This is a genomic window from Vallitalea sediminicola, assembly GCF_054408565.1.
On record NZ_BTPT01000044.1, the window covers coordinates 73,756 to 94,331 of the forward strand.

Genomic DNA, 20,576 nt, shown 5'->3' on the forward strand with positions numbered 1-20,576 from the left:
TATCCTCCTAATAATTAATTTTTATCCATTGTCTTTTTTCATCAGCTTCTAACATGCTATCCATTATAACTTGATTTATATAACCATCTTTTAACGTTCCTGCTAAATCATCACCTTTTCCATTGAGTATGTTAAAAAATTGCTGCATTTGTTGCATTTTGTATTCATCTGGAATAGTAACTTCTACAAATTGGCATCCTCTTGACATAACTTCACTATAACAAATTTCTAAGGTATCCTTCTGTTCTAAATTATATTTTATTGCACCCTTTTCACCATATATTTCTAAAGATTGATAATTCCCTCTACCATATGCAAAACGTGAACTAGTAATAGTACCCGAAATATTATCTTTAATCTTTATAAGCGCATTAAAATAATCATCTACATCAACTGGTAACATTTTATCACCATTTTCTTCTCGTCTAGAGTTTATAATAGTACCACTATCCCCTGAGACTTCTGTTATATCTCCCACAATAAATGAGATTAAGTCTATCATGTGACACCCTATATCACCTAATGTACCAGAACCGCTCCTTGCTTTGTTGAATCTCCAGTAAAGTGGTATTTCTTCAGAATTAGCCCATGATTGATAATAACTACCATACACATGACGAATCTTACCAATAAAACCACTTTTGACTAGATGTCTTGCATATCTAGCTGCTGATTTGAACCTGTACGAAAAACATACCATATGGTTAACATTTTTACTGTAGCACATGTCACATAATATTTTTGCCTGTTCCCTATTCAACGTTATAGGTTTCTCTAAAGCAAAAGGTTTGTTTTTCTCTATAGCATACCTAGCAATGTCAAAATGAGTATCATTGGGAGTACATATGGAAACAGCATCTACATTCTTATCATCAATCATTTCCTTATATCCCATGTAACACATGTTATCAGAAATATTAAGCTTATGGCTATATTCATTTAACCTTTTTCCATCTACATCACATAATGCTACAACTTCTCCCCCATGGCTGTAAACAATACCATTAATATGAGTATCAGAAATTTGTCCTAATCCTATTACTCCCATTCTAATTTTATTCTTCATTTTATACCTCCCCTTTCTAATATTAAGTTAATATCCATGACTGACAACACTGTAAAGTCCATAATTAACAGGATATTAATAAATAATTATAAAATAATATTCTTTTTAAAATACACCTGTATTGTAGCAAACAATGTGCTATAATAAAATAAACAAAATCGTATTTTTTATCCTATTTCGACTTAAAATATGGAGTGTGATTCTTGTGTTCAAAATCAAAACAAATATCCTGCCAAAAACAATAAATATGGGTTTCATTAATTATGTCACCCCTTGGTCTCATTTTGAAAGAGTCTCTGATGAATATATACTGTATATAATTAAAACTGGTGATTTATATTTAACTGTAGATAATAAGAATTATCACTTAAAAGAAAATGATGCCCTTTTTATAGAAAAAGGATTATTTCACTCTGGATATAAAAAAGCTCCTTGCAGCTACTATTATATACATTTTGAACATACTAATATTTCTAATGTACATATTAGTACTGCTAAGATTAATACTTTTATGAGAGATATCAGAAAAAATTGGATATCCAGTTCTATATGGTCCACATATAAAGAAGATGATTCTTATATATATGTTCCTCTATCATGTAATATTGGTAATTTATATAATGAAATATTTAATCTGCTTGATAAAGCCCTGGATATAATTTTTTCCAAAACAGAATACTACAAACTTCAAATCTCATGTATCTTCAATGAGACACTTATTCTATATGCAAAAGCTTATATTAATTCGTGTATCGAGGATAATGAGAATAAGAATACATATCATACTATTTCCAATCTGATATTTTTTCTCAACAAGAATTACTCTAAAAATATAACTATTGAAATTGTTGAAGATATAACTCATTTTAATTATGACTATATGAATAGATTATTTAAGAAAAATACTAACTATACTATTATGGAATATCTAACAAAAATCAGGATTGACACAGCTAAATCACTAGTTGCAAGTACTTCCATGAAATATTATGAGATAGGGCAATATGTTGGATATAATAATCAATATTACTTTAGTCGGATATTCAAGAAAGTAACAGGAATGACCATATCCAACTATGCTAAAACCCATAGATACCTATAAAAAAATCCCCTTGATTATTAACGAATCAAGGGGATTTTATCTATATTAATTCTATTTTACATCTTCCCAATCTTTTAGAAACTTTTCAATACCAATATATGTTAATGGATGTTTAGCCATTTGTTCAATTATATTATAAGGTATCGCAGCTATATGAGCGCCTATTCTTGCACATTCACTTACATGTATTGGATTAATTAGATTTATTCCTTATTTTCCAATGAATGTATTTTATCTACTCTAACTTGATGTTTATCTCCCATAAATTCAGCTTCTATCCATGCGTCAACAATTTCATATGCAAGATTAACACCAATAACTCTTCCACCCATAGTAATAATATTAGCATTATTATGTTCTTTAGCCATTCTAGCCGAATAACTATCTGAACATAATGCAGCTCTAATTCCATCTATTTTATTTGCAGCAATGGAAATACCAATCCCAGTACCACATACCAATATTCCTTTTTCACATTTTCCATTTATAACAGCTGTACAAATATCCTCTGCGATATCTGGATAATCAACTTCTGTAAAACTATCCACACCAAAATCTTTAACTTTATACCCTTTTTTAATTAAATACTCTTCTATGGACTCTTTTAATTCAAATCCACCATGATCACTGCCTATAGCTATCATTCTATTCGCTCCCTATGTCTAGTTTTAATAACATTAAGATTAATCTACAAAAAGTAATTAAGTACCAAATATTATTTTTTTAATAATTTTTTAACATTATTTGATATATTTTCTGAATTAAGCCCATAATGTTTTGCTAAATCATCATGTTTCCCTGATCTTCCAAATATGTCCATAACTCCAATTCTTTTCATGGGTACAGGAGAATTTTCACTTAGAATTTCTGCAACAGCACTGCCTAAACCACCAATAATATTATGATCTTCTGCAGTAATAATAGCACCTGTTTCTCTTGCAGCTTTAATAATTAAATCTTTATCAATAGGTTTAACCGAACACATATCAATAACTCTAATAGAAATACCTTCTTTTTTTAATTCTTTAGCTGCTTCTAACGCTTCATATACCATATCACCAACAGCAATAATTGTACCATCTGTTCCATCAATCAATTGTTTTCCTTTTCCAATTTCAAAATCCATATCCTTATCATATATTTGTGGAACAGCTAATCTTCCAAATCTCATATATACAGGTCCTGAGTGTAATAGAGCCTTTTTAACAACTTCCTTTGCTTCTTGAACATCGGCTGGTACTAATACAGTCATGTTTGGTATTGTTCTCATTAATGAAATGTCCTCTATACATTGATGAGAACCTCCATCTTCTCCTATTAATATACCTCCATGAGTTCCAGCTATTTTAACATTTAGATTTGGATAAGCAATTGAATTTCTTATTTGCTCAAAAGCTCTACCAGCGGCAAACATAGCAAATGTACTTGCCACTACTATTTCCCCACAACTCGCTATTCCAGCAGCTGTTGTCATCATATCTCCTTCTGCTATTCCAATATTATAGAATCTTTCAGGATAATTCTTAGAAAACTTAATAGTTTGTGTGGCTTTTGATAAATCTGCATCTAATACATAAAAATCATGTTCCTTAGCATATGTATTCAAAGCTTCTCCAAATCCTTGTCTAGTAGAAATTTTATCCATATTACAATACCTCCAGATTATTAAGTTGTTCTTCTAATTCCTCTATTGCTCTATCTCTTAATTCTTTATTAGGCGCTGCTCCGTGCCATTCAACTTTATTTTCCATATATGATACGCCCTTACCTTTTACTGTATCACATATAATTACAGTTGGCTTGTCAATATCTTTTTTAGCTTCTTCCAGTGCCTCTAAAATCTGCTCAATATTATTACCATCTATGCTTATAACATTCCAACCAAATGAAGCAAATTTGTCGCTAATAGGTTGTGGATTCATTATTTTAGTTATTTCACCATCAATCTGAAGCCCATTATTATCAACAAAAGCAATAAGATTATTAAGTTTATAATGTGCAGCAGTCATTGCTGCTTCCCATACTTGACCTTCCTCAATCTCTCCATCTCCCAATACACAATAGACTCTAAAATTCTTTTTCTTACCCATTAAAGCCATACCATTAGCAGCAGATAATCCCTGTCCTAAAGAACCAGTAGACATATCAACTCCATTTATTTTGTTCATATCAGGATGACCTTGAAGGAAACTATCAAATGAGCGTAATTTTGTTAATTCATCTTTAGGAAAATATCCTTTTTCCGCAAGTACTCCATAGTATGCAGGTGCAGAATGTCCTTTTGATAATACAAATCTATCTCTATTTTCCCATTTTGAATTATTAACATCTACATTCATTTCATTAAAAAATAGTACTGTTAATACGTCTGTTATTGAAAGTGCTCCTCCTGGATGTCCTGAACTTGCATGATAAGTTTCTTCAACAACATGCATTCTAATTTTCGTTGCCATTTTTTTCAGTTCATTGATTTGCTTTTGATTTAACATATTCTACCCCTTCTAATTCTTTTTTAAATTGCTTACATGCTTCATAAATACCTATTTCTTGATTGAATATGCAAAAAACTCCACCCACAAAATAATTAGCTCCTCTTTTCACACATTCTTTTCCATTATTTAAGTCAATTCCACCATCTACTTCTATGGCAAATTCCAAATTATTTTTTTCTCTCCATTCGCTAAGTTCTTCAATTTTTTTATACATTTCTTCAATAAAAGTTTGTCCCGAAAATCCAGGCTCTACTGTCATTACATGTACATAATCTACCATATCTATGTAATGAGTCAGTATATCAATCTTAGTGGCTGGGTTTAAAGCAACGCCTACCTTTATACCATAACTTTTAATCTTCTGAATTAATTTTATATGAAATCTAGTTGTTTCATTATGAAAACATATATATTCAACACCTAATTGTGCAAGTAAATCAACATATTCTTCGGGATTTTCCACCATGAGATGTACATCAATAGGTGTATCAGTAATATTTTTTATCTGCTTTACTATGTCAAAATTCAAACATAAATTAGGTACATAATGTCCATCCATTATATCAATATGATATATATCAACCTTTGCTCTTTCCATTTCCAATATATCTTTTTCTAAATTCAAGCAATCTGCACAAGCAACACTTGGTACTAATTTGATCATTCTTATCACCGCCTAACTAATTATTATATTTACTTATTCTTTAATCCCTCTACCATTAAATCATCCAATAAATAAGATAATTCTTCTGCATATTCTTTATTAATAATTCCAAATCTATGATCTTTCTTCTTATCAGTATTCCATATTGAACAACCATTATCATCACATTCACAGCTTCCATTATCTACAATATCATAATACTTTCCATAATCTCTAACTGCCTGTAGTATAGTCATTTGATCCCAGGCACCATCAATTGTATGTCCTCTTTCTTTCTTCTTATCATATATTTCATAAGCTAGTCTAACAGGATTTTCATTAAAACAATCTTTATAAATTAATTCTCCAGTTCTAATAATATATCCAGCTTCTGATGTAGTTATATCAACTTGTGTAGGCCAATTCTCAAAAACATATTTTGAATCCATAGGTGAATAATATGACCAGTTATACGTCCATCCCTTTGATACATTATTAGGATTATCTATTCTACATGTGGTTTCATCATCAAAGGATCCACCCATAATACATAATTTTTTTACTTTTGTTTCAACAAGCTCTATTCCATCTTTGTCACTATACTCGTCCTTCTGTGATTTCAATAGATTTGCTAAGTTATTTGTCGCTCCTAATGCTACCAAAATCACACTGTTATCTGGCTGGTTAGAAAACACTTTTCTCATAAGTGTCACTGAATTCATTGCTTCTGTATTCCTCTTGATTTTACTTGGAAATAGTTCTACCAACTCTTTTGAATACCTATCCATATCAGGCCATAAATTCAAGTCATGTACTGCTCCTAAAGGTATATCACTACACCCATAAAAAGTATTAACAACATCTAATGCACCTGCAGAATAAGGTGCTCCAACACATGTTGTCATCCCAATAATTTCTGCTTCCCCTTTGTTCTTTAGTGAGTGTAATACTGCTAGTGCTCCAATATCATCATATACATTTCCAAAATCTGTATCCACAAAAATTTTTATTGGTGTTTGTTTCATTTTTTATCCTCCTAATCATTATGTCTGCTTATTAAACTACCATATTTAAAAGATTCATCGTACAATGCTTCTAAACTATCCAATCTACAATCTCCATTAATAGCGTTACCAGCAGTAAACATAAATCTACCATCTTGTCTGTAATAAGTCTCCATTAAATAACGAACTTCTTGTCTTACTTCATCAGAAGTTCCCCAAGGAATTATTTGCTGAACATCAAAACCTGCCCAAATACAAATGTCATTCCCATATTGTAAAGCAACTTCTTTCTCATCCATTGTATATTTTTGAATAGGATGAATTACATCCAAGCCAATTTCTACAAATTTTGGCAATAATATTTCAACATTACCACAAGTGTGTAACCAAAAATGCATTCCTAAACTATGTGCTTTTTCAATTATTTCTTTATAGTATGGCTTAAAAAACTCATCAAAGATTTCTGGCGCAAAAAAAGAACTGTTTTGTGTCCCTAGATCATCACTAACAAAAATTCCATCTGCATTTAATTCTTTTTTTGCACGTTCTATAACAACTAGATAAAAATCTGTCACGGCTCTATATAGACGATGAACTTCATTAGGAGCAATATAGAAATCCATTAAAGCATCAGTCATTCCTCTAAATTTCCAATGTCTTTCAAATAATAAATTCCACCAATTAACTAAACGATATCTACCATCATCTTCAGGATTTTGACAGAACAAACCTTCATAATTAGGATCTGGAAAATCTTTAAGTATTTCATCAAAATTCTCCCAATCTTTAAGCGCTACTTGTGCATCAATACCAACCACTTGATCCTTATAGGGATTATCAAAATTAACCCATCGATACTCAGGTTCATTTTTTGGAGCATCAAACATCTCGGGCATGTTGATTCTAATAATTTGTACATCTTCAGGATAACTATCTTTGATTTCAGTAACTACCTCTTTGCGATCACCAAATTGTTCTTCATGAGTTGAGTATTGAAGCATGATAGGAATACGAGTAGCAATACCTTTGCCTTCAATAACAGAAATTATTTCTTTTCTTGTTAATGGTTGATATTTCATAATGCAACTCTCCTTTTCTTTTATTTATTAATATTTCTTTTTTTATGAATTAAAGGGATTAACACAACACCAATTATAGTAAGAATATATGGTATCATTTGAATTAACTCAGAAGGAATTTTTAAAAATTGTAAGTTATTAGAGAGAGCATCTGCAAAACCAAATATCAATGTAGCTATAAATGTTCCAATTGGGGTACCTCCACCCATTGATTCTGCAGCAATACCTATAAATCCTCTTCCCGCTGACATATTTCTTGAAAACCAAGATACATAACTCATAGACATATAAGTTCCACCGAATCCCGCTAAAGCACCACTTATTATTACAGCTATATATCTAATTTTCATCAAATTTATACCTACTGAATCTGCTGCATCGGGATTTTCTCCAACTGCTCTAATTTTAAAACCTAATGGTGTTTTATATATAAAATAATAAATAACTATTACCATTAATAATGCAATATACGTTAAGACATTATGTCCAGATAATATTTCTCCAATTATGGGTATCTTATTAATTAATGGTAAATCTATATTAGGTAATACACCGCTTTGTAATGAGGAAGATATCCCTTTATTACCACTTACTATATATAAAAGGAATACTGTTCCTCCACCAGCCATAAGATTCAAAGCAATTCCAGTAAGTGTAGTATTCGTTTTTAACTTTAATGAAAAATATACTAAAATCAGCCCTATTAATCCACCAGTGAACACTCCTGTTATAAGACCCAGCCATATATTCCCAGAAAATGCACTCACTACAACTGCCATTAATGCTGAAGTTAACATCATACCCTCAATAGCTATATTTAATATGCCTACTTTTAAACTAATTAATGAAGCAAGTGCCGCAAACAATATTGGAGTTGCTACCCTTAAAACCGAATATCCAAAATTAGCAGAAAAAATTATTTCAAATATTTCATTCATACCGTAGTTCCTCCTTCAGCTTCTTTTGTCGCTTTTTTAAATATCATCTTATTCCTCCATGCATATAAGAAACGTTCTGCAGCAATAAATAATATTAAAATACCTTGAATTAACGCAACAATTTCACTCTGTACATTGGTATGTCTACCCATAATATCAGCACCAACCCTAATATATGCTAAGAATATAGCTGCTACAGGTACTAAGGCAGGATTACGTCTAGCTAATATAGCTATCATAATACCATCCCATCCATATGTTCTTTCTTCTTTCCAAACAAATCTATCATACATACCTAACATTTCAGTAGCTCCACCAATTGCAGCTATTATTCCTCCAATGACTTGTACGTAAATAATAGTCCTAAATGTATTTATACCTGAATATTCTGCGAATTTTTTATTGAATCCTAACATTCTTATCTGGTAACCCCATTTAGATTTATATAAGAATAAATAACATAATACAATAACACCAATTGCTACTAATAACCCCATATGTATTCTAGTACCGGGAATTATTTTTATTAATTCCGCTGATTTATGAAATGTAAGGGATACCATATCACTAGCGCTTGAATCTCTAAAATATTGACGAATGATAAAAAATCCTAAATAAAATACTACGTAATTCAACATTAATGATGTAACCATTTCATTAGTTTTAAACTTAGCCTTCAAATACCCAGGAATAAATCCAACTAGTCCACCACATATTCCACTGAATATCAAAATAACAATAGCATTAATTCCAAATGGTAAATCTAATTTAATTGCAAGAATAGCTGCTATAACTCCTCCTACCCAGAAATTACCTGTTGCTCCAAGATTAAACTGTCCTCCTTGAAACATAATACTAATTGCTAATCCTGTAAATGTTAAAGGTATCGCCATTTCAATAATATTACCAAAATATCTTAAAGATCTAAAAGGAGAAATGAAAAAATAGTTAAGAGCATTTAATGGTTCATCACTAACCATAAAAATAATTACTACAGCAATAATGATAGCTATAGACAACGCTACTAGTGTTCGTATTATTTGAAGATAACTATCTAATTTAATGCCAAAATGCTTTTTCTTATTCATTTAATGCCCTCCTTATTTCTTCTGATGATTGTTTCCTGATCCCCAACATATATAAACCTAATTCTTCTTCTGTTATTTTTGAAGCATCTTCAAAATAAGCAGTAATTTCACCATTATACATTACTACAAGACTATCACTTAGTTCTAAAACTTCATTAAGGTCTGCTGTTATTAATAATACGCCAGTACCTTCATCTCTTAATTCAACAATTCGTTTTCTAATAAATTCAGTAGCTCCTACATCTATACCTCTTGTAGGTTGATTTGCAATTAGTAGCTCTGGATTAGCTGAACATTCTCTAGCTACAACAACTTTTTGTATATTTCCACCTGAAAGCATTGCTACGCCTTGATATGGTGAATTACATAATACTGTATATTCTTTAACCAATGATTTAGCTAAATTCTTAATTTTTTGTGTTTTCATTAGAAATTTTCCATGTAATTCACTTGAATCAAATTTGACAGATATAAGATTTTGTTCAATATTGGCTTGCCCTGCAACACCTTGTGTCATTCTATCTTCAGGTATATGAGATGTACCTAGATTTCTAATTTGTTTAATACTTAAGTTATTTATCTTTTGATTATTAATCTCTACATTTCCATTGAAATCTTTATTAATTCCTGTAATTATCTCCACTAATTCTTTCTGTCCATTTCCCTCTACTCCTGCAACTCCTACTATTTCTCCTTTTCTTACACCAATAGAAATATTTTTTAATTTTTCTTTTCCAGCTTTATTAACATATTGTAAGTTCTTTACGCCGAGTATATTTTCTCGGGGATTACTTTTTTCTTTTTCAACTTTCAATATTACTTCTCTACCAACCATAATCCTTGAAATGTCTTCTTCATTAACATCTTTAATATTATATACTCCCAAAGCTTTTCCATGTCTCATAATAGTAACTCTATCACATATTGCAGTTAGCTCATTCAGTTTATGAGAAATAAAAATTATTGTATGTCCTTTTTCTTTTAATAATTTAAGTTGTATAAAAAGTTCTTCAGTTTCTTGAGGTGTCAAAACTGCTGTAGGTTCATCTAATATCAGTATTTTAGCCCCCCTAAATAGAGCTTTTAAAATTTCTACTTTCTGCTTAGTACCAACAGATATATCTTTTACTAAGGCTTTCGGATCTACATGCAAATTATATTTCTCTGATAATTCTTCTGTAATTTTTACTGCTTTTTCACTATCTACAAAAACACCTTTTTTAGGTTCCATTCCTAATACTAAATTCTGTGCAACAGTAAATGATGAGACAAGCATAAAGTGTTGGTGAACCATACCTATTTCGTTTTCAAGAGCAACATTTGGAGATGATATTTCTATTTTTTTACCTTTTAAAAATATAAAACCTTTATCAGCGGATTCAATGCCAAACAATATTTTCATCAATGTAGATTTTCCTGCTCCATTTTCTCCTATTAATGCATGAATTTCTCCACGTTCAACAGAAAAAGATACATCATTATTAGCAAGTATACCATTGGGATAAACCTTTATGATATTTTCCATTCTTAATAATTCATCCATTATAATTATCCCTTTCTATTAAAATAATCTAATTAAAAATTTATATGATATTATATATAATTCTTTATATTTTATTTAATGCTTTGAATATTTTGAGACAATACCACTCACGATACCGTCTCAAAATCTCACTATTATTTTACAGCATTTTTCAATTGGTCAATTTGTTCTGTAGTCATACCATATACTGATGGCACCTCTATTTCTCCATTAGCTATTTTTGATTTAATTTCATCAATCTTATCAACAATATCTTGATTTACTATTTTATTAGGAGTAGCTATACTTACACAACCTTCTTTTAATCCTAAAGTTTCAGTTTCATTAAATTTTAATGTTCCCTCAAAATATTGATCTATGGCTCTTAATAATGAAATATCGACGTCTTTAATCACTGATGTAGTAATTAACTCAGCTTTCTCAGGATCAATTTCTTTAAATATCTGTTCTTGATCAGCACCGCCGCCAATTGTGTATTTTTGAACTTTTTTCGCTGCATCTACTGATCCTAATCCTGCTTGTCCTGCTGAATTCAATATAATATCTGTGCCCTGATTATACTGTGCAAGAGCAAGTTCTTTCCCTTTTGCAGTATCTGTCCAAGAACCTACATATGAAACTGAAACTTTAATATCAGCATTTATATATTGTGCTCCTTTGATATATCCTATTAAGAAATCATTAATAACTGGGATATCCATTCCACCAATAAATCCAATACGATTCTCATCATTTGCTAATGCCATATCTGAACTAGTTACACTAGCTGCTAAGGCACCAGCAAGAAAAGTTGCTTCATTTTGCTTATATAGCATTGAATAAACATTTGGCAAGTCATATTCTTCATAATTTGGAGATGCATCAAATAAAATAAATGTTTTATCTTTATAATCTGGTGCATATCTTTCAGCAAACTTTTGCATAGACCAAGTACCAGAAATAATAATATCAGCATCTGATTCAGCTGCATCTAAAAATCCAGGTTCCCATTTTTGTTCATCAAATCCCATTTCAACTAACTTAACATCTACTTTATCTCCATACTTATCCTTAATTAAATCTAATCCATGAGCAGAAGAATCATTAAATGCTTTGTCTCCTAATTCACCACATAGTGTTAGTATTATTTTAAGTGGTTCTTCATCTTTAATATCATCATCTTTACTATCATTATCTTTACTATCATTATTTGTTTGATCTTGCTCATTTGTATTATCACTAATATCTTTACTACCACAACCTGTAAATATAACAATTGACATCATTGATAAAGCTAACATAAATACTAAAATTTTTTTCATTCTTATTACCTCCATTGATTTAATTTTTTAACCAAAATATGAATATCTGATATGAAGCTTATCTTTTAGGTGTCAATAATCCCTCCTTAATATTTGTTAGTATTTTCAAAAACGCTCTGTCATTAACAGTATATTGGCTACTTTTGAATTTTTCCAATAATTTATAATATTATTCTTGCTTATTTAGGTAATATAAAATTATAAATACGACTTAATAGCATCTATAAACATTTTTATAAATTTTTCTCTATCTATAGTTAATAAAACTTCAATATTCTTATCTTGTCCCATAACATCTTCATCATCAACAACTGTACAACCTGTAGTAAATTCTCCCTTTGTTTCTACATCTACATGATAAAAAGTGGATGTAAATATATCTGGATTTACTACATAGGCTACTGTTGCAGGGTCATGTAAACATAATCCTTTAAATCTTTTTGAATTATATGCAGTACTTGTATAATAATTCATAAGTGTTGCAGCCATTTCTGCTACTTCTCCTTTTAGTTTTGAAACTTCTTCGATTTCGTCAGCTGTTATGTATGCTTGACGTGTTACGTCTAAACCACACATTACAAAATGTACCCCTGATTCAAAAACTATTTTTGCTGATTCTGGATCAGCATAAACATTAAACGTAGAAACTGCAGTAGGATTACCACTACGAATTGAACCACCCATAAATATAATTTTATCAATCTTGTCTTTAATTTTTGGATGTTTTTGAAATAAAACAGCAATATTAGTTAAAGGACCTAAAGCTATAATTGTTATCTTTTTTCGACTATTATTAATTTCGTCATATAATACTTCATTAGCAGACCTATTGCTTTCATGTAAATTCAAACTTTTAAATTTATAATCTCCTAATCCTGATTCACCATGTATATAACTAGCAGTTATAATATCTCTAGCTATTGGTTTATCACTTCCTCGAGCTACTTCAATATCCATACCTAACAGTTCCATAACACCAAGAGTATTTTTAGTGGTATTATCTAATCTTTCATTCCCCATAACTGTTGTTATAGCCTTTATATCTATTTTTTCATATGCACAAGCAATAATAAGTGCTAGAGCGTCATCAATTCCTGTATCACAATCAATAATGACTGGTATTTTTTGCATTTTATCCCTCCTTATATATTTTTGTCTTTTATTATGTTATTAGAGGATAACGATATATTGGATTACTTAACCTCTATCCCATTCTTCTAAAATATTAATTATTTTTAAATATTGATTTCTATTGACATATAGTTTTCCTCTATTTATTGATATTAGATTATCATCTTTTAATATTTTAATACCTCTATTAACCGTTTTTATATTGACTCCCATTTCATCTGCAATTTGCTGACGTCTTTCATTAATAATCACATACTCATTATTTTCTATTTTTGCTCTAACTTGTCTAATAATAAATAGTTGTAGCATATAAAGACTTGGATAGAAATGTTGAATCCCTTTATTATATGCGAATTGATAGTATTTCTTAGCAATACCTCTTACAACTGTCATAGTTATGATGTGATCTTTTTCAAGCCATTTACAAAAATCTTCTCTTGATATTTGGATTGTTGTACAATCTGTAGATGCTTCAATTGTAACTGATGCTTTTAATTTTTCAGCTAAAACGGATAATTCTCCAATAAAGGCAAAAGGTGTTATCTTTTCAACAACATATAAATTCCCATTTGCGAACTCATTAACGCCTTTCGCTTCTCCTTCGCATATTATATAAACAAATTTAACATTTTCATCTTTTTTAAGAATAAGATTTTTCTTCCTAAACTTTTTGATATAACATCTCTCTTTAATGTTTTTAGGCATACTGCTCAATAATTCTTGCAATTCAGTATTTTTTTTCATAAATTCTTCCAATAACATATTAATTCCTCATTTCTTTATATAAATAAATATCTATATTCAATGAAATTCACTATCGAAATTTGTAATATATTATATTTTTATTATAGTAACTTGAAAAATATAAAAAAGGACAATTGTCCTTATGTTCATTATTATTATCATAAAGTATTATTCTATACTTATATCGGTATCTTCTTGGTTTATATAGTTTTATTACACTGTGGAAGTGATTGTTAAATAGATAAAATAATAAACCATCCTCAATTTAATTACGAATTGAGGATGGTTTATTTGCCAATCTTTTACTGTCCATAATAAGCATTAACACCATGTTTTCTTAGATAATGTTTATCTAGCAAATCTTGACTCATCTTATGTTTAAATATATCATTTTTTATAGTAAATGTTTTAACTGCCATCTTAGCAACTTCTTCAAGAACTACTGAATTATAAACAGCATTATGAGCATCTGTGCCCCATGTAAATGGTCCATGTTCTTTTACTAATACAGCTGGAACTTCCAAGGGATTATGACCGTCAAATGTCTCTATTATAACCTTACCTGTCTGTTTTTCATACTCATTTTGTATTTCTTCAGCTCTCATAGCTCTCGTACATGGAATGTCTCCATAAAAGTAGTCAGCATGAGTTGTACCTAGTGGTGGAATATTAACACCTGCTTGTGCATAACTTGTCGCCCATTCTGAATGAGTGTGGGCAACTCCACCGATTTCTTGGAATGCTTTATATAATTCTAGATGTGTAGCTGTATCAGAAGATGGTTTATAATCACCTTCTACAACATTTCCATCCAAATCAACTACAACTAATTTATCTATAGTCATATCTTCGTATTTTACTCCACTAGGTTTTATTACAACTAGATTCTTATCTCTATCAATACCACTAACATTTCCCCATGTATAGACCACTAAGCCTTTTTGGGGTAATTCTAAGTTAGCTTCCAAAACTTCCTGCTTCAATTCTTCTAACATATTATCCCTCCCTAGTTAGAGATTCGACTTAATTTTTTTAGCCTTTTCATTACGTCATTTTCACCTGTACCAAAATATTGGTATAACCTTTTGTACTCAGCAAATAACTTGTTATATATATGAACATTCTCTTCAATTGGCACATAACTTTCATCTTTTACTTTTGCCATATGCTCAGCTGCTTCTATAATGGAATCATATCCACCATTACATTTTCCTGCTGCTACTGCTCCAAACATAGCTGAACCTAGTGCTGGAGTCTGTTTTGAAGCTGAAATCTTAATCTCCATATTAGTTACATCAGAATATATCTGCATTAACATTCTATTTTTTTCTGGTAAACCACCACATGCATATAGTTCTTTAACCGGAACCCCTGCTTCCCTGAATGTTTCTATAATCATTCTTTTACCAAAAGCTGTAGCTTCAATTAGTGCTCTATACATTTCTTCTGTCTTTGACAATAATGTCATTCCTAAAAACATACCTGTAAGATTAGTATCAACTAATGTTGATCTATTCCCATTCCACCAATCAAGAGCCAACAGACCGCTTTCCCCTGGCTGTAACTTATCAGCTTTTTCTTCTAGTAGATTATGTATATTTATATTTCTTTCTTTTGCCTCTTGCATATAACTCTCAGGAATACAGTTATTGACGAACCATTCAAAAATATCTCCTACAGCTGATTGACCTGCTTCATATGCAAAATATCCTGCAACTGCTCCATCTTCTACTACTCCACACATACCCTCAACTATTTTTTCTTTGTCTCCTAGTAAAATATCACATGTTGATGTCCCCATTATCATAAGCATTTTTCCTGGTTTAACCACTTTTACTGCTGGAGCCGCAACATGAGCATCTACATTACCAACAGATACCGCAATACCTGATTTCAGTCCCAACTTATCAGCCATAACTTTTGTTAATTCTCCTGCTTTACTTCCAATAGGTTCAATAGGACCTGTTAATTTCTCATCTACTAGATTCTCTAATCTGTTATCTAGAGCTTTGAAAAACTCTTTATTCGGAAATCCTTTTTGCTTATTCCATATGGCTTTATATCCAGCCGTACAACTGTTTCTTACTAGATTCCCTGTAAGCTGCATTGTAACCCAATCTGTTGCTTCCATGAAATAGTCTGTTGCTTCATATATTTCTGGTGCTTCATTTAATATCTGCCATATCTTTGGTATTAACCATTCAGAAGATATTTTGCCTCCATATTTACTAAGAAATTCTTCATTTCGTTCTCTAGCAATAGCATTTAATCTGTCTGCTTCATCTTGAGCTGCATGATGTTTCCATAACTTTACCCATGCGTGAGGATTCTCTTTGTATTTGTCAAGTTGACATAAAACTTTTCCCTCTTTATTGACAGGCATCATAGTACATGATGTAAAGTCAATTCCTATTCCGATAATATCTCCAGTATCTACACCTGACATTTCAACTGCTTGTGGTACTGCTGTTTCTAATACATATAAGTAATCATCTGGATTTTCAAGAGCCCAGTCATGTTCTAACTTGATATCACTATTAGGTAATTTTTCATCAATTACTCCATCTGGATATGATGTAACAGCTTCTCCTATCTGCTCTCCCGTATTAACATCAATAATAACAGCTCGACCAGATTGTGTTCCATAATCTATACCAATTGTATATTTACTCATATTAATCCCCTTTCTGATAATTGAAATATCATTTATGCTTAGATTCCTTTACCTATATGGTAATAAATATCATTCCATCTTAATTCTTTCTTGAACTCTTCTACCTTAGTGTCCTTATCAATGACAACTAATTCAATGTCCGCCATAGATGCAAAATCCCTTAGATGTTCAGTAGTTATTGCTTTACTAAATCCAGCATGATGTGCACCACCAGCATATATCCATGCTGCTACAGAAGTTTTTAGATCAGGTAATGGCTTCCAACATACTCTCGCAACAGGTAAGTTAGGTAAATCAGCAAGAGGTTTCACAACTTCTAATTCATTAACTACCATACGAAATCTACTTCCCATATCCATTATTGAAGCATTAACTGCTTTCCCTTCTGGAGTATTGAATACTAGTCTAGCAGGATCTTCTTTACCACCTATACCTAGTGGATGAACTTCAAGAGATAGTTTAGTTCCTTCTGCAATCGATGGACAAACTTCCAACATATGTGACCCTAGAACAATTTCATTTTCTTTATCCATGTTATAAGTATAATCTTCCATGAATGAAGTGCCACCTTCTAATCCATAACTCATAACTTTCATAGCACGAACTAAAGCAGCAGTTTTCCAATCTCCTTCTGCACCAAATCCGTAACCTTTTTCCATCAAACGTTGTACAGCCAAACCAGGTAACTGTGTTAATCCGTATAGATTCTCAAAAGTGGTCGTAAAAGCTTTGAATTCGCCTTCCTCTAAAAATCTAGTCAATGCTATTTCTATCTTGGCAGCCTCAATAAGAGATTCTCTCATTCCACCATTTTCTTTTAATTTCTCATCTACAATATATTTTTTTTCATAGTCTTTTAATAATGCATCTATATCATCTTGTTGTATTGTCGCAAGATGTTTAGTTAAATCACCTAGTCCATATCCACTTACTGAATATCCAAACTTGATCTGAGCTTCGACCTTATCTCCTTCGGTAACTGCCACTTCTCGCATATTGTCACCAAATCTTGCTATCTTTAATTGTTTACTATCATGCCATGCTGCCGCAGCTCTCATAAAAGTTTCCAACTCATGTATTGGTTCTTTATCTTCCCAATAACCTACTATGACTTTTCTTTCTTTTCTTAATCTACTTCCAATAAAACCGAATTCTCTACCACCATGAGCAGTTTGATTGAGATTCATAAAATCCATATCAATTTCTGACCAAGGAATACATCTATTAGATTGTGTATGAAATTGAACAAAAGGTTTTTTTAAGTTAGTAAGCCCTGCTATCCACATTTTCGCTGGTGAAAATGTATGCATCCATGTAATTATTCCAATACAGTTTTCATTATGATTTGCTTCTAAACATATTTTGTAGATTTCATCACTTGTTTTGACAGTTGGCTTATAGATAATTGAAACAGGAAAGTTAATTTTTGTATTTAACCCATTTGCTATTGTTTCTGCATCAATTGCAACTTGCCTTAAAGTCTCTTCACCATACAAATGTTGACTTCCTGTAACAAACCAAACTTCCATTTTTTTTATGTTCTCCACATAAATCTCCTTCTTTCTTTTTTTATGTTATATTATGAATAATATATACTTACATATATTACTACTTAACTATAATTTGTACGTACAAGTTATTCTAAAAAAAATTATTTTATTTTTTTTGTCGATTCTCTCACTATTAAAGTCGGCTTCATCTTTTCTCTAATAACTAAATTTTGATTATTTATAATACTAATTAAGGACTTTGCAGCTTTTGAACCAAGAGCAGACTTAGGATGTGCTATTGTTGTTAGTTTAGCAGAATCAGCTATCTTGGAATTATCAAAACCTATTACTGAATAGTCTTCTGGTACATTAATTCCAGCTTCATTAAATATCTCTAATATTCTAAGAGCTATTTGATCATTATAACAAACCACTGCTGTACAGTTACTTAATCTTTCTATTATTATTTTACTATATGACTCATCATTGTATAATGTATCAATATCTTCTGTACTGAACCACATTGTACCTCTTTCAGATATTGGTAACTCATGCTTTCTCAAGCAATCCAAAAATCCTTCATAACGTCCATGACCTTGAATATCATCGCCTTTGAAGATTCCTCCGATATTCTCATGTCCTAATTTCACTAAATGTTCAGTTGCCATATAACCGGCTAAAGTATCATCTTCTTCTATGTAAGAAGATGGTATATTATTATAATGTCCATGTATATATATAATTGGTATCCCTCTATTAATAAATTTTTGGTATATATCTTTATTAGGATTAGGGAAAACACTTTTTGTAGGTTCAATAATAAGACCTGCCAAATTATTGTTTAATAAATTGGAAAGAACCAGTCTCTCTTTTTCAATTTTATTATTGGTACTACCCAAAATTATACTATAATTCTCTTTGCTCAATACTTCTTCCACACCTGTTATTATATCAGGAAATATATAATCTTTTAAATAAGTTATTACAACACCAATTAGTTTACCCTTATTTTTCAGATAAGCGGATGGGTCAGATACAAATGTACCTTTCCCTTGTTGTTTATATAACCATCCTTCATTAACCAATTTATTTACGGCTGTTCTTACAGTATGTCTGCTGATATCAAATTTCTCCATTAGTTCATTTTCTGAAAAAATCTTATCGTTATGTTTTAGATCACCATTTTTTATATATTCTATAATAAAATTCATTAATTGCTTATACTTTGGTTCGTTTCTGTTAATCATTTACAGTACACCTCATCTTAACTTGTTCGTATAAGTTAATGTTAGCATACATACAAGTATATGTAAAGCGTTAACTACTGAATGCCCATAGATTTTTTGATTGTTTCATAAAAACTTCCATATCCCATTCTTTATTACTTCTTTCTATACTATTCGGGTCATTTACTATGACTTTCCCCTCATCTGTAATACCTGTCATAACAACGAAATGACCTGTTGTAGTAAAATCTCCTGGTCTCAAACTGACAATAATAGGTTTACCATCTCTTAGAGTTGACTTAATAGTCTTTTCGTTTAATGGTAATTCTTTTGATTGTAATCCAAAGGATTGGGCACCATCTGACATAAGAGACCAACTAGAACCAGCTCCTTCAACAAAGTATCCGTTCTCATAACTAAAATCTGCTATAACTTTTGGATTTTTATCAGTATCACCAGTAAGTGCAACTATAACCATTGATAAAACTGTTGGTCCACAACCAGACAATCCTATTGGTGAATCACCATAATTATAGTATCCCCAGCGTTGGTCCCATTGTAAGAACAATGGAATTCCTCCTGCTTGGTATTCCTTCGAGATATCTATAGAACTTTTATTATCTAAAGCTGGATATTGATTAGGATAATCTAATACAAATTTAATTGTCTCTGGATTCCTTACTACAAGTTCCAAAAGTTCATCTGAATATTCTTCAGCATTTTCTAGTATCGTTTTTACATCTGGATATTCTTTAGCTAGTTCTATGAGCTTTTCTCTATTAGGTAAATCAACTGGATAGTCCTCTAGAGAGTCACTGGTAGTTATATTTTCTCTTCCTGTAACTTCTCTATCATATTTAAAGTTTATCTCTTCACTTCTAATATTGTTTGTAACTCCATTATTAGGATTAATTATTTTATAAGCCATAAAAGCTATTAAACTGCAACTTATTAAAAAGAGTATAACACCCTTTCCTATTTGGTTGTTTTGTTTTCTACGGGTATTCCTTTGTGCTTTTCTATAATTATCTGGATAGTTTTCCACATCAATCTTC

Annotated in this window: 19 protein-coding genes and 1 pseudogene; 1 reads left to right on the plus strand and 19 read right to left on the minus strand. The window is 30.9% G+C overall.

Annotated elements, in window-relative coordinates; all coding sequences use genetic code 11:
- Positions 1-7: 7 nt before the first annotated feature.
- Positions 8-1,066, minus strand: a complete 1,059-nt coding sequence (locus ACX6CF_RS18130; RefSeq protein WP_458786776.1) for a Gfo/Idh/MocA family protein — start codon at positions 1,064-1,066, stop codon at positions 8-10.
- 205 nt (positions 1,067-1,271) lie between these two features.
- Here ACX6CF_RS18130 and ACX6CF_RS18135 point away from each other — a divergent pair, with 205 nt between their 5' ends.
- Positions 1,272-2,168 (plus strand): AraC family transcriptional regulator, encoded by an 897-nt coding sequence (locus tag ACX6CF_RS18135; RefSeq protein WP_458786777.1) that lies wholly within the window; start codon positions 1,272-1,274, stop codon positions 2,166-2,168.
- A gap of 51 nt (positions 2,169-2,219) precedes the next feature.
- Here the strand turns inward: ACX6CF_RS18135 and ACX6CF_RS18140 are convergent.
- The 18 genes and pseudogenes from ACX6CF_RS18140 to ACX6CF_RS18225 all read right to left on the minus strand — a co-directional run.
- A pseudogene (locus ACX6CF_RS18140) lies at positions 2,220-2,363 on the minus strand (fructose-6-phosphate aldolase); the annotation flags it as partial.
- Positions 2,364-2,371: 8 nt separating this feature from the next.
- Complete coding sequence (gene rpiB, locus ACX6CF_RS18145; RefSeq protein ID WP_458786778.1) at positions 2,372-2,812, minus strand: ribose 5-phosphate isomerase B; 441 nt, start codon at positions 2,810-2,812, stop codon at positions 2,372-2,374.
- A gap of 71 nt (positions 2,813-2,883) precedes the next feature.
- A complete protein-coding gene (locus ACX6CF_RS18150) occupies positions 2,884-3,813 on the minus strand; it encodes a transketolase family protein (RefSeq protein ID WP_458786779.1) in 930 nt (309 codons plus the stop codon).
- Between the two features lies 1 nt (position 3,814).
- Positions 3,815-4,657, minus strand: coding sequence for a transketolase (locus ACX6CF_RS18155; protein WP_458786780.1), 843 nt, complete (start codon positions 4,655-4,657; stop codon positions 3,815-3,817).
- Complete coding sequence (rpe, locus tag ACX6CF_RS18160; protein WP_458786781.1) at positions 4,632-5,324, minus strand: ribulose-phosphate 3-epimerase; 693 nt, start codon at positions 5,322-5,324, stop codon at positions 4,632-4,634. Before rpe ends, ACX6CF_RS18155 begins: the two co-directional genes overlap by 26 nt.
- 29 nt (positions 5,325-5,353) lie before the next feature.
- Positions 5,354-6,328, minus strand: coding sequence for a nucleoside hydrolase (locus tag ACX6CF_RS18165; RefSeq protein ID WP_458786782.1), 975 nt, complete (start codon positions 6,326-6,328; stop codon positions 5,354-5,356).
- Between the two features lie 11 nt (positions 6,329-6,339).
- A complete protein-coding gene (locus ACX6CF_RS18170) occupies positions 6,340-7,386 on the minus strand; it encodes a uroporphyrinogen decarboxylase family protein (protein WP_458786783.1) in 1,047 nt (348 codons plus the stop codon).
- 20 nt (positions 7,387-7,406) lie between these two features.
- Positions 7,407-8,324: an ABC transporter permease gene (locus ACX6CF_RS18175; RefSeq protein WP_458786784.1), complete on the minus strand. Its 918-nt coding sequence runs from the start codon at positions 8,322-8,324 to the stop codon at positions 7,407-7,409.
- Entirely contained in the window at positions 8,321-9,412 is a 1,092-nt protein-coding gene (locus ACX6CF_RS18180; RefSeq protein ID WP_458786785.1) for an ABC transporter permease, read from the minus strand. The genes ACX6CF_RS18175 and ACX6CF_RS18180 overlap by 4 nt, the downstream gene beginning before the upstream one ends.
- Positions 9,405-10,955 carry an ABC transporter ATP-binding protein gene (locus tag ACX6CF_RS18185; protein WP_458786786.1) on the minus strand — a complete coding sequence of 517 codons (1,551 nt, stop codon included), beginning with the start codon at positions 10,953-10,955 and terminating at the stop codon, positions 9,405-9,407. Before ACX6CF_RS18185 ends, ACX6CF_RS18180 begins: the two co-directional genes overlap by 8 nt.
- A gap of 134 nt (positions 10,956-11,089) precedes the next feature.
- Positions 11,090-12,256, minus strand: coding sequence for a BMP family ABC transporter substrate-binding protein (locus tag ACX6CF_RS18190; RefSeq protein WP_458786787.1), 1,167 nt, complete (start codon positions 12,254-12,256; stop codon positions 11,090-11,092).
- Between the two features lie 198 nt (positions 12,257-12,454).
- Complete coding sequence (locus tag ACX6CF_RS18195) at positions 12,455-13,387, minus strand: nucleoside hydrolase (RefSeq protein WP_458786788.1); 933 nt, start codon at positions 13,385-13,387, stop codon at positions 12,455-12,457.
- Positions 13,388-13,453: 66 nt separating this feature from the next.
- Complete coding sequence (locus tag ACX6CF_RS18200) at positions 13,454-14,131, minus strand: Crp/Fnr family transcriptional regulator (protein WP_458786789.1); 678 nt, start codon at positions 14,129-14,131, stop codon at positions 13,454-13,456.
- Between the two features lie 302 nt (positions 14,132-14,433).
- Complete coding sequence (locus tag ACX6CF_RS18205) at positions 14,434-15,126, minus strand: L-ribulose-5-phosphate 4-epimerase (protein ID WP_458786790.1); 693 nt, start codon at positions 15,124-15,126, stop codon at positions 14,434-14,436.
- Positions 15,127-15,137: 11 nt separating this feature from the next.
- Positions 15,138-16,805 carry a ribulokinase gene (locus tag ACX6CF_RS18210; protein WP_458786791.1) on the minus strand — a complete coding sequence of 556 codons (1,668 nt, stop codon included), beginning with the start codon at positions 16,803-16,805 and terminating at the stop codon, positions 15,138-15,140.
- 38 nt (positions 16,806-16,843) lie between these two features.
- The gene (gene araA / locus ACX6CF_RS18215; RefSeq protein WP_458786792.1) at positions 16,844-18,352 is read right to left on the minus strand and encodes an L-arabinose isomerase; all 1,509 of its coding nucleotides are present in this window, start codon (positions 18,350-18,352) and stop codon (positions 16,844-16,846) included.
- 104 nt (positions 18,353-18,456) lie between these two features.
- Positions 18,457-19,542, minus strand: a complete 1,086-nt coding sequence (locus ACX6CF_RS18220) for a substrate-binding domain-containing protein (RefSeq protein WP_458786793.1) — start codon at positions 19,540-19,542, stop codon at positions 18,457-18,459.
- Between the two features lie 70 nt (positions 19,543-19,612).
- The gene (locus ACX6CF_RS18225; RefSeq protein ID WP_458786794.1) at positions 19,613-20,566 is read right to left on the minus strand and encodes a C39 family peptidase; all 954 of its coding nucleotides are present in this window, start codon (positions 20,564-20,566) and stop codon (positions 19,613-19,615) included.
- Between the last annotated feature and the right edge of the window lie 10 nt (positions 20,567-20,576).

Coding starts and splice junctions, on each gene's coding strand:
- ACX6CF_RS18130 (WP_458786776.1), bottom strand. CDS start 1,066: ATGAAGAATAAAATTAGAATGGGAGTAATAGGATTAGGACAAATTTCT.
- rpiB (WP_458786778.1), bottom strand. CDS start 2,812: ATGATAGCTATAGGCAGTGATCATGGTGGATTTGAATTAAAAGAGTCC.
- ACX6CF_RS18150 (WP_458786779.1), bottom strand. CDS start 3,813: ATGGATAAAATTTCTACTAGACAAGGATTTGGAGAAGCTTTGAATACA.
- ACX6CF_RS18155 (WP_458786780.1), bottom strand. CDS start 4,657: ATGTTAAATCAAAAGCAAATCAATGAACTGAAAAAAATGGCAACGAAA.
- rpe (WP_458786781.1), bottom strand. CDS start 5,324: ATGATCAAATTAGTACCAAGTGTTGCTTGTGCAGATTGCTTGAATTTA.
- ACX6CF_RS18165 (WP_458786782.1), bottom strand. CDS start 6,328: ATGAAACAAACACCAATAAAAATTTTTGTGGATACAGATTTTGGAAAT.
- ACX6CF_RS18170 (WP_458786783.1), bottom strand. CDS start 7,386: ATGAAATATCAACCATTAACAAGAAAAGAAATAATTTCTGTTATTGAA.
- ACX6CF_RS18175 (WP_458786784.1), bottom strand. CDS start 8,324: ATGAATGAAATATTTGAAATAATTTTTTCTGCTAATTTTGGATATTCG.
- ACX6CF_RS18180 (WP_458786785.1), bottom strand. CDS start 9,412: ATGAATAAGAAAAAGCATTTTGGCATTAAATTAGATAGTTATCTTCAA.
- ACX6CF_RS18185 (WP_458786786.1), bottom strand. CDS start 10,955: ATGGATGAATTATTAAGAATGGAAAATATCATAAAGGTTTATCCCAAT.
- ACX6CF_RS18190 (WP_458786787.1), bottom strand. CDS start 12,256: ATGAAAAAAATTTTAGTATTTATGTTAGCTTTATCAATGATGTCAATT.
- ACX6CF_RS18195 (WP_458786788.1), bottom strand. CDS start 13,387: ATGCAAAAAATACCAGTCATTATTGATTGTGATACAGGAATTGATGAC.
- ACX6CF_RS18200 (WP_458786789.1), bottom strand. CDS start 14,131: ATGAAAAAAAATACTGAATTGCAAGAATTATTGAGCAGTATGCCTAAA.
- ACX6CF_RS18205 (WP_458786790.1), bottom strand. CDS start 15,126: ATGTTAGAAGAATTGAAGCAGGAAGTTTTGGAAGCTAACTTAGAATTA.
- ACX6CF_RS18210 (WP_458786791.1), bottom strand. CDS start 16,805: ATGAGTAAATATACAATTGGTATAGATTATGGAACACAATCTGGTCGA.
- ACX6CF_RS18220 (WP_458786793.1), bottom strand. CDS start 19,542: ATGATTAACAGAAACGAACCAAAGTATAAGCAATTAATGAATTTTATT.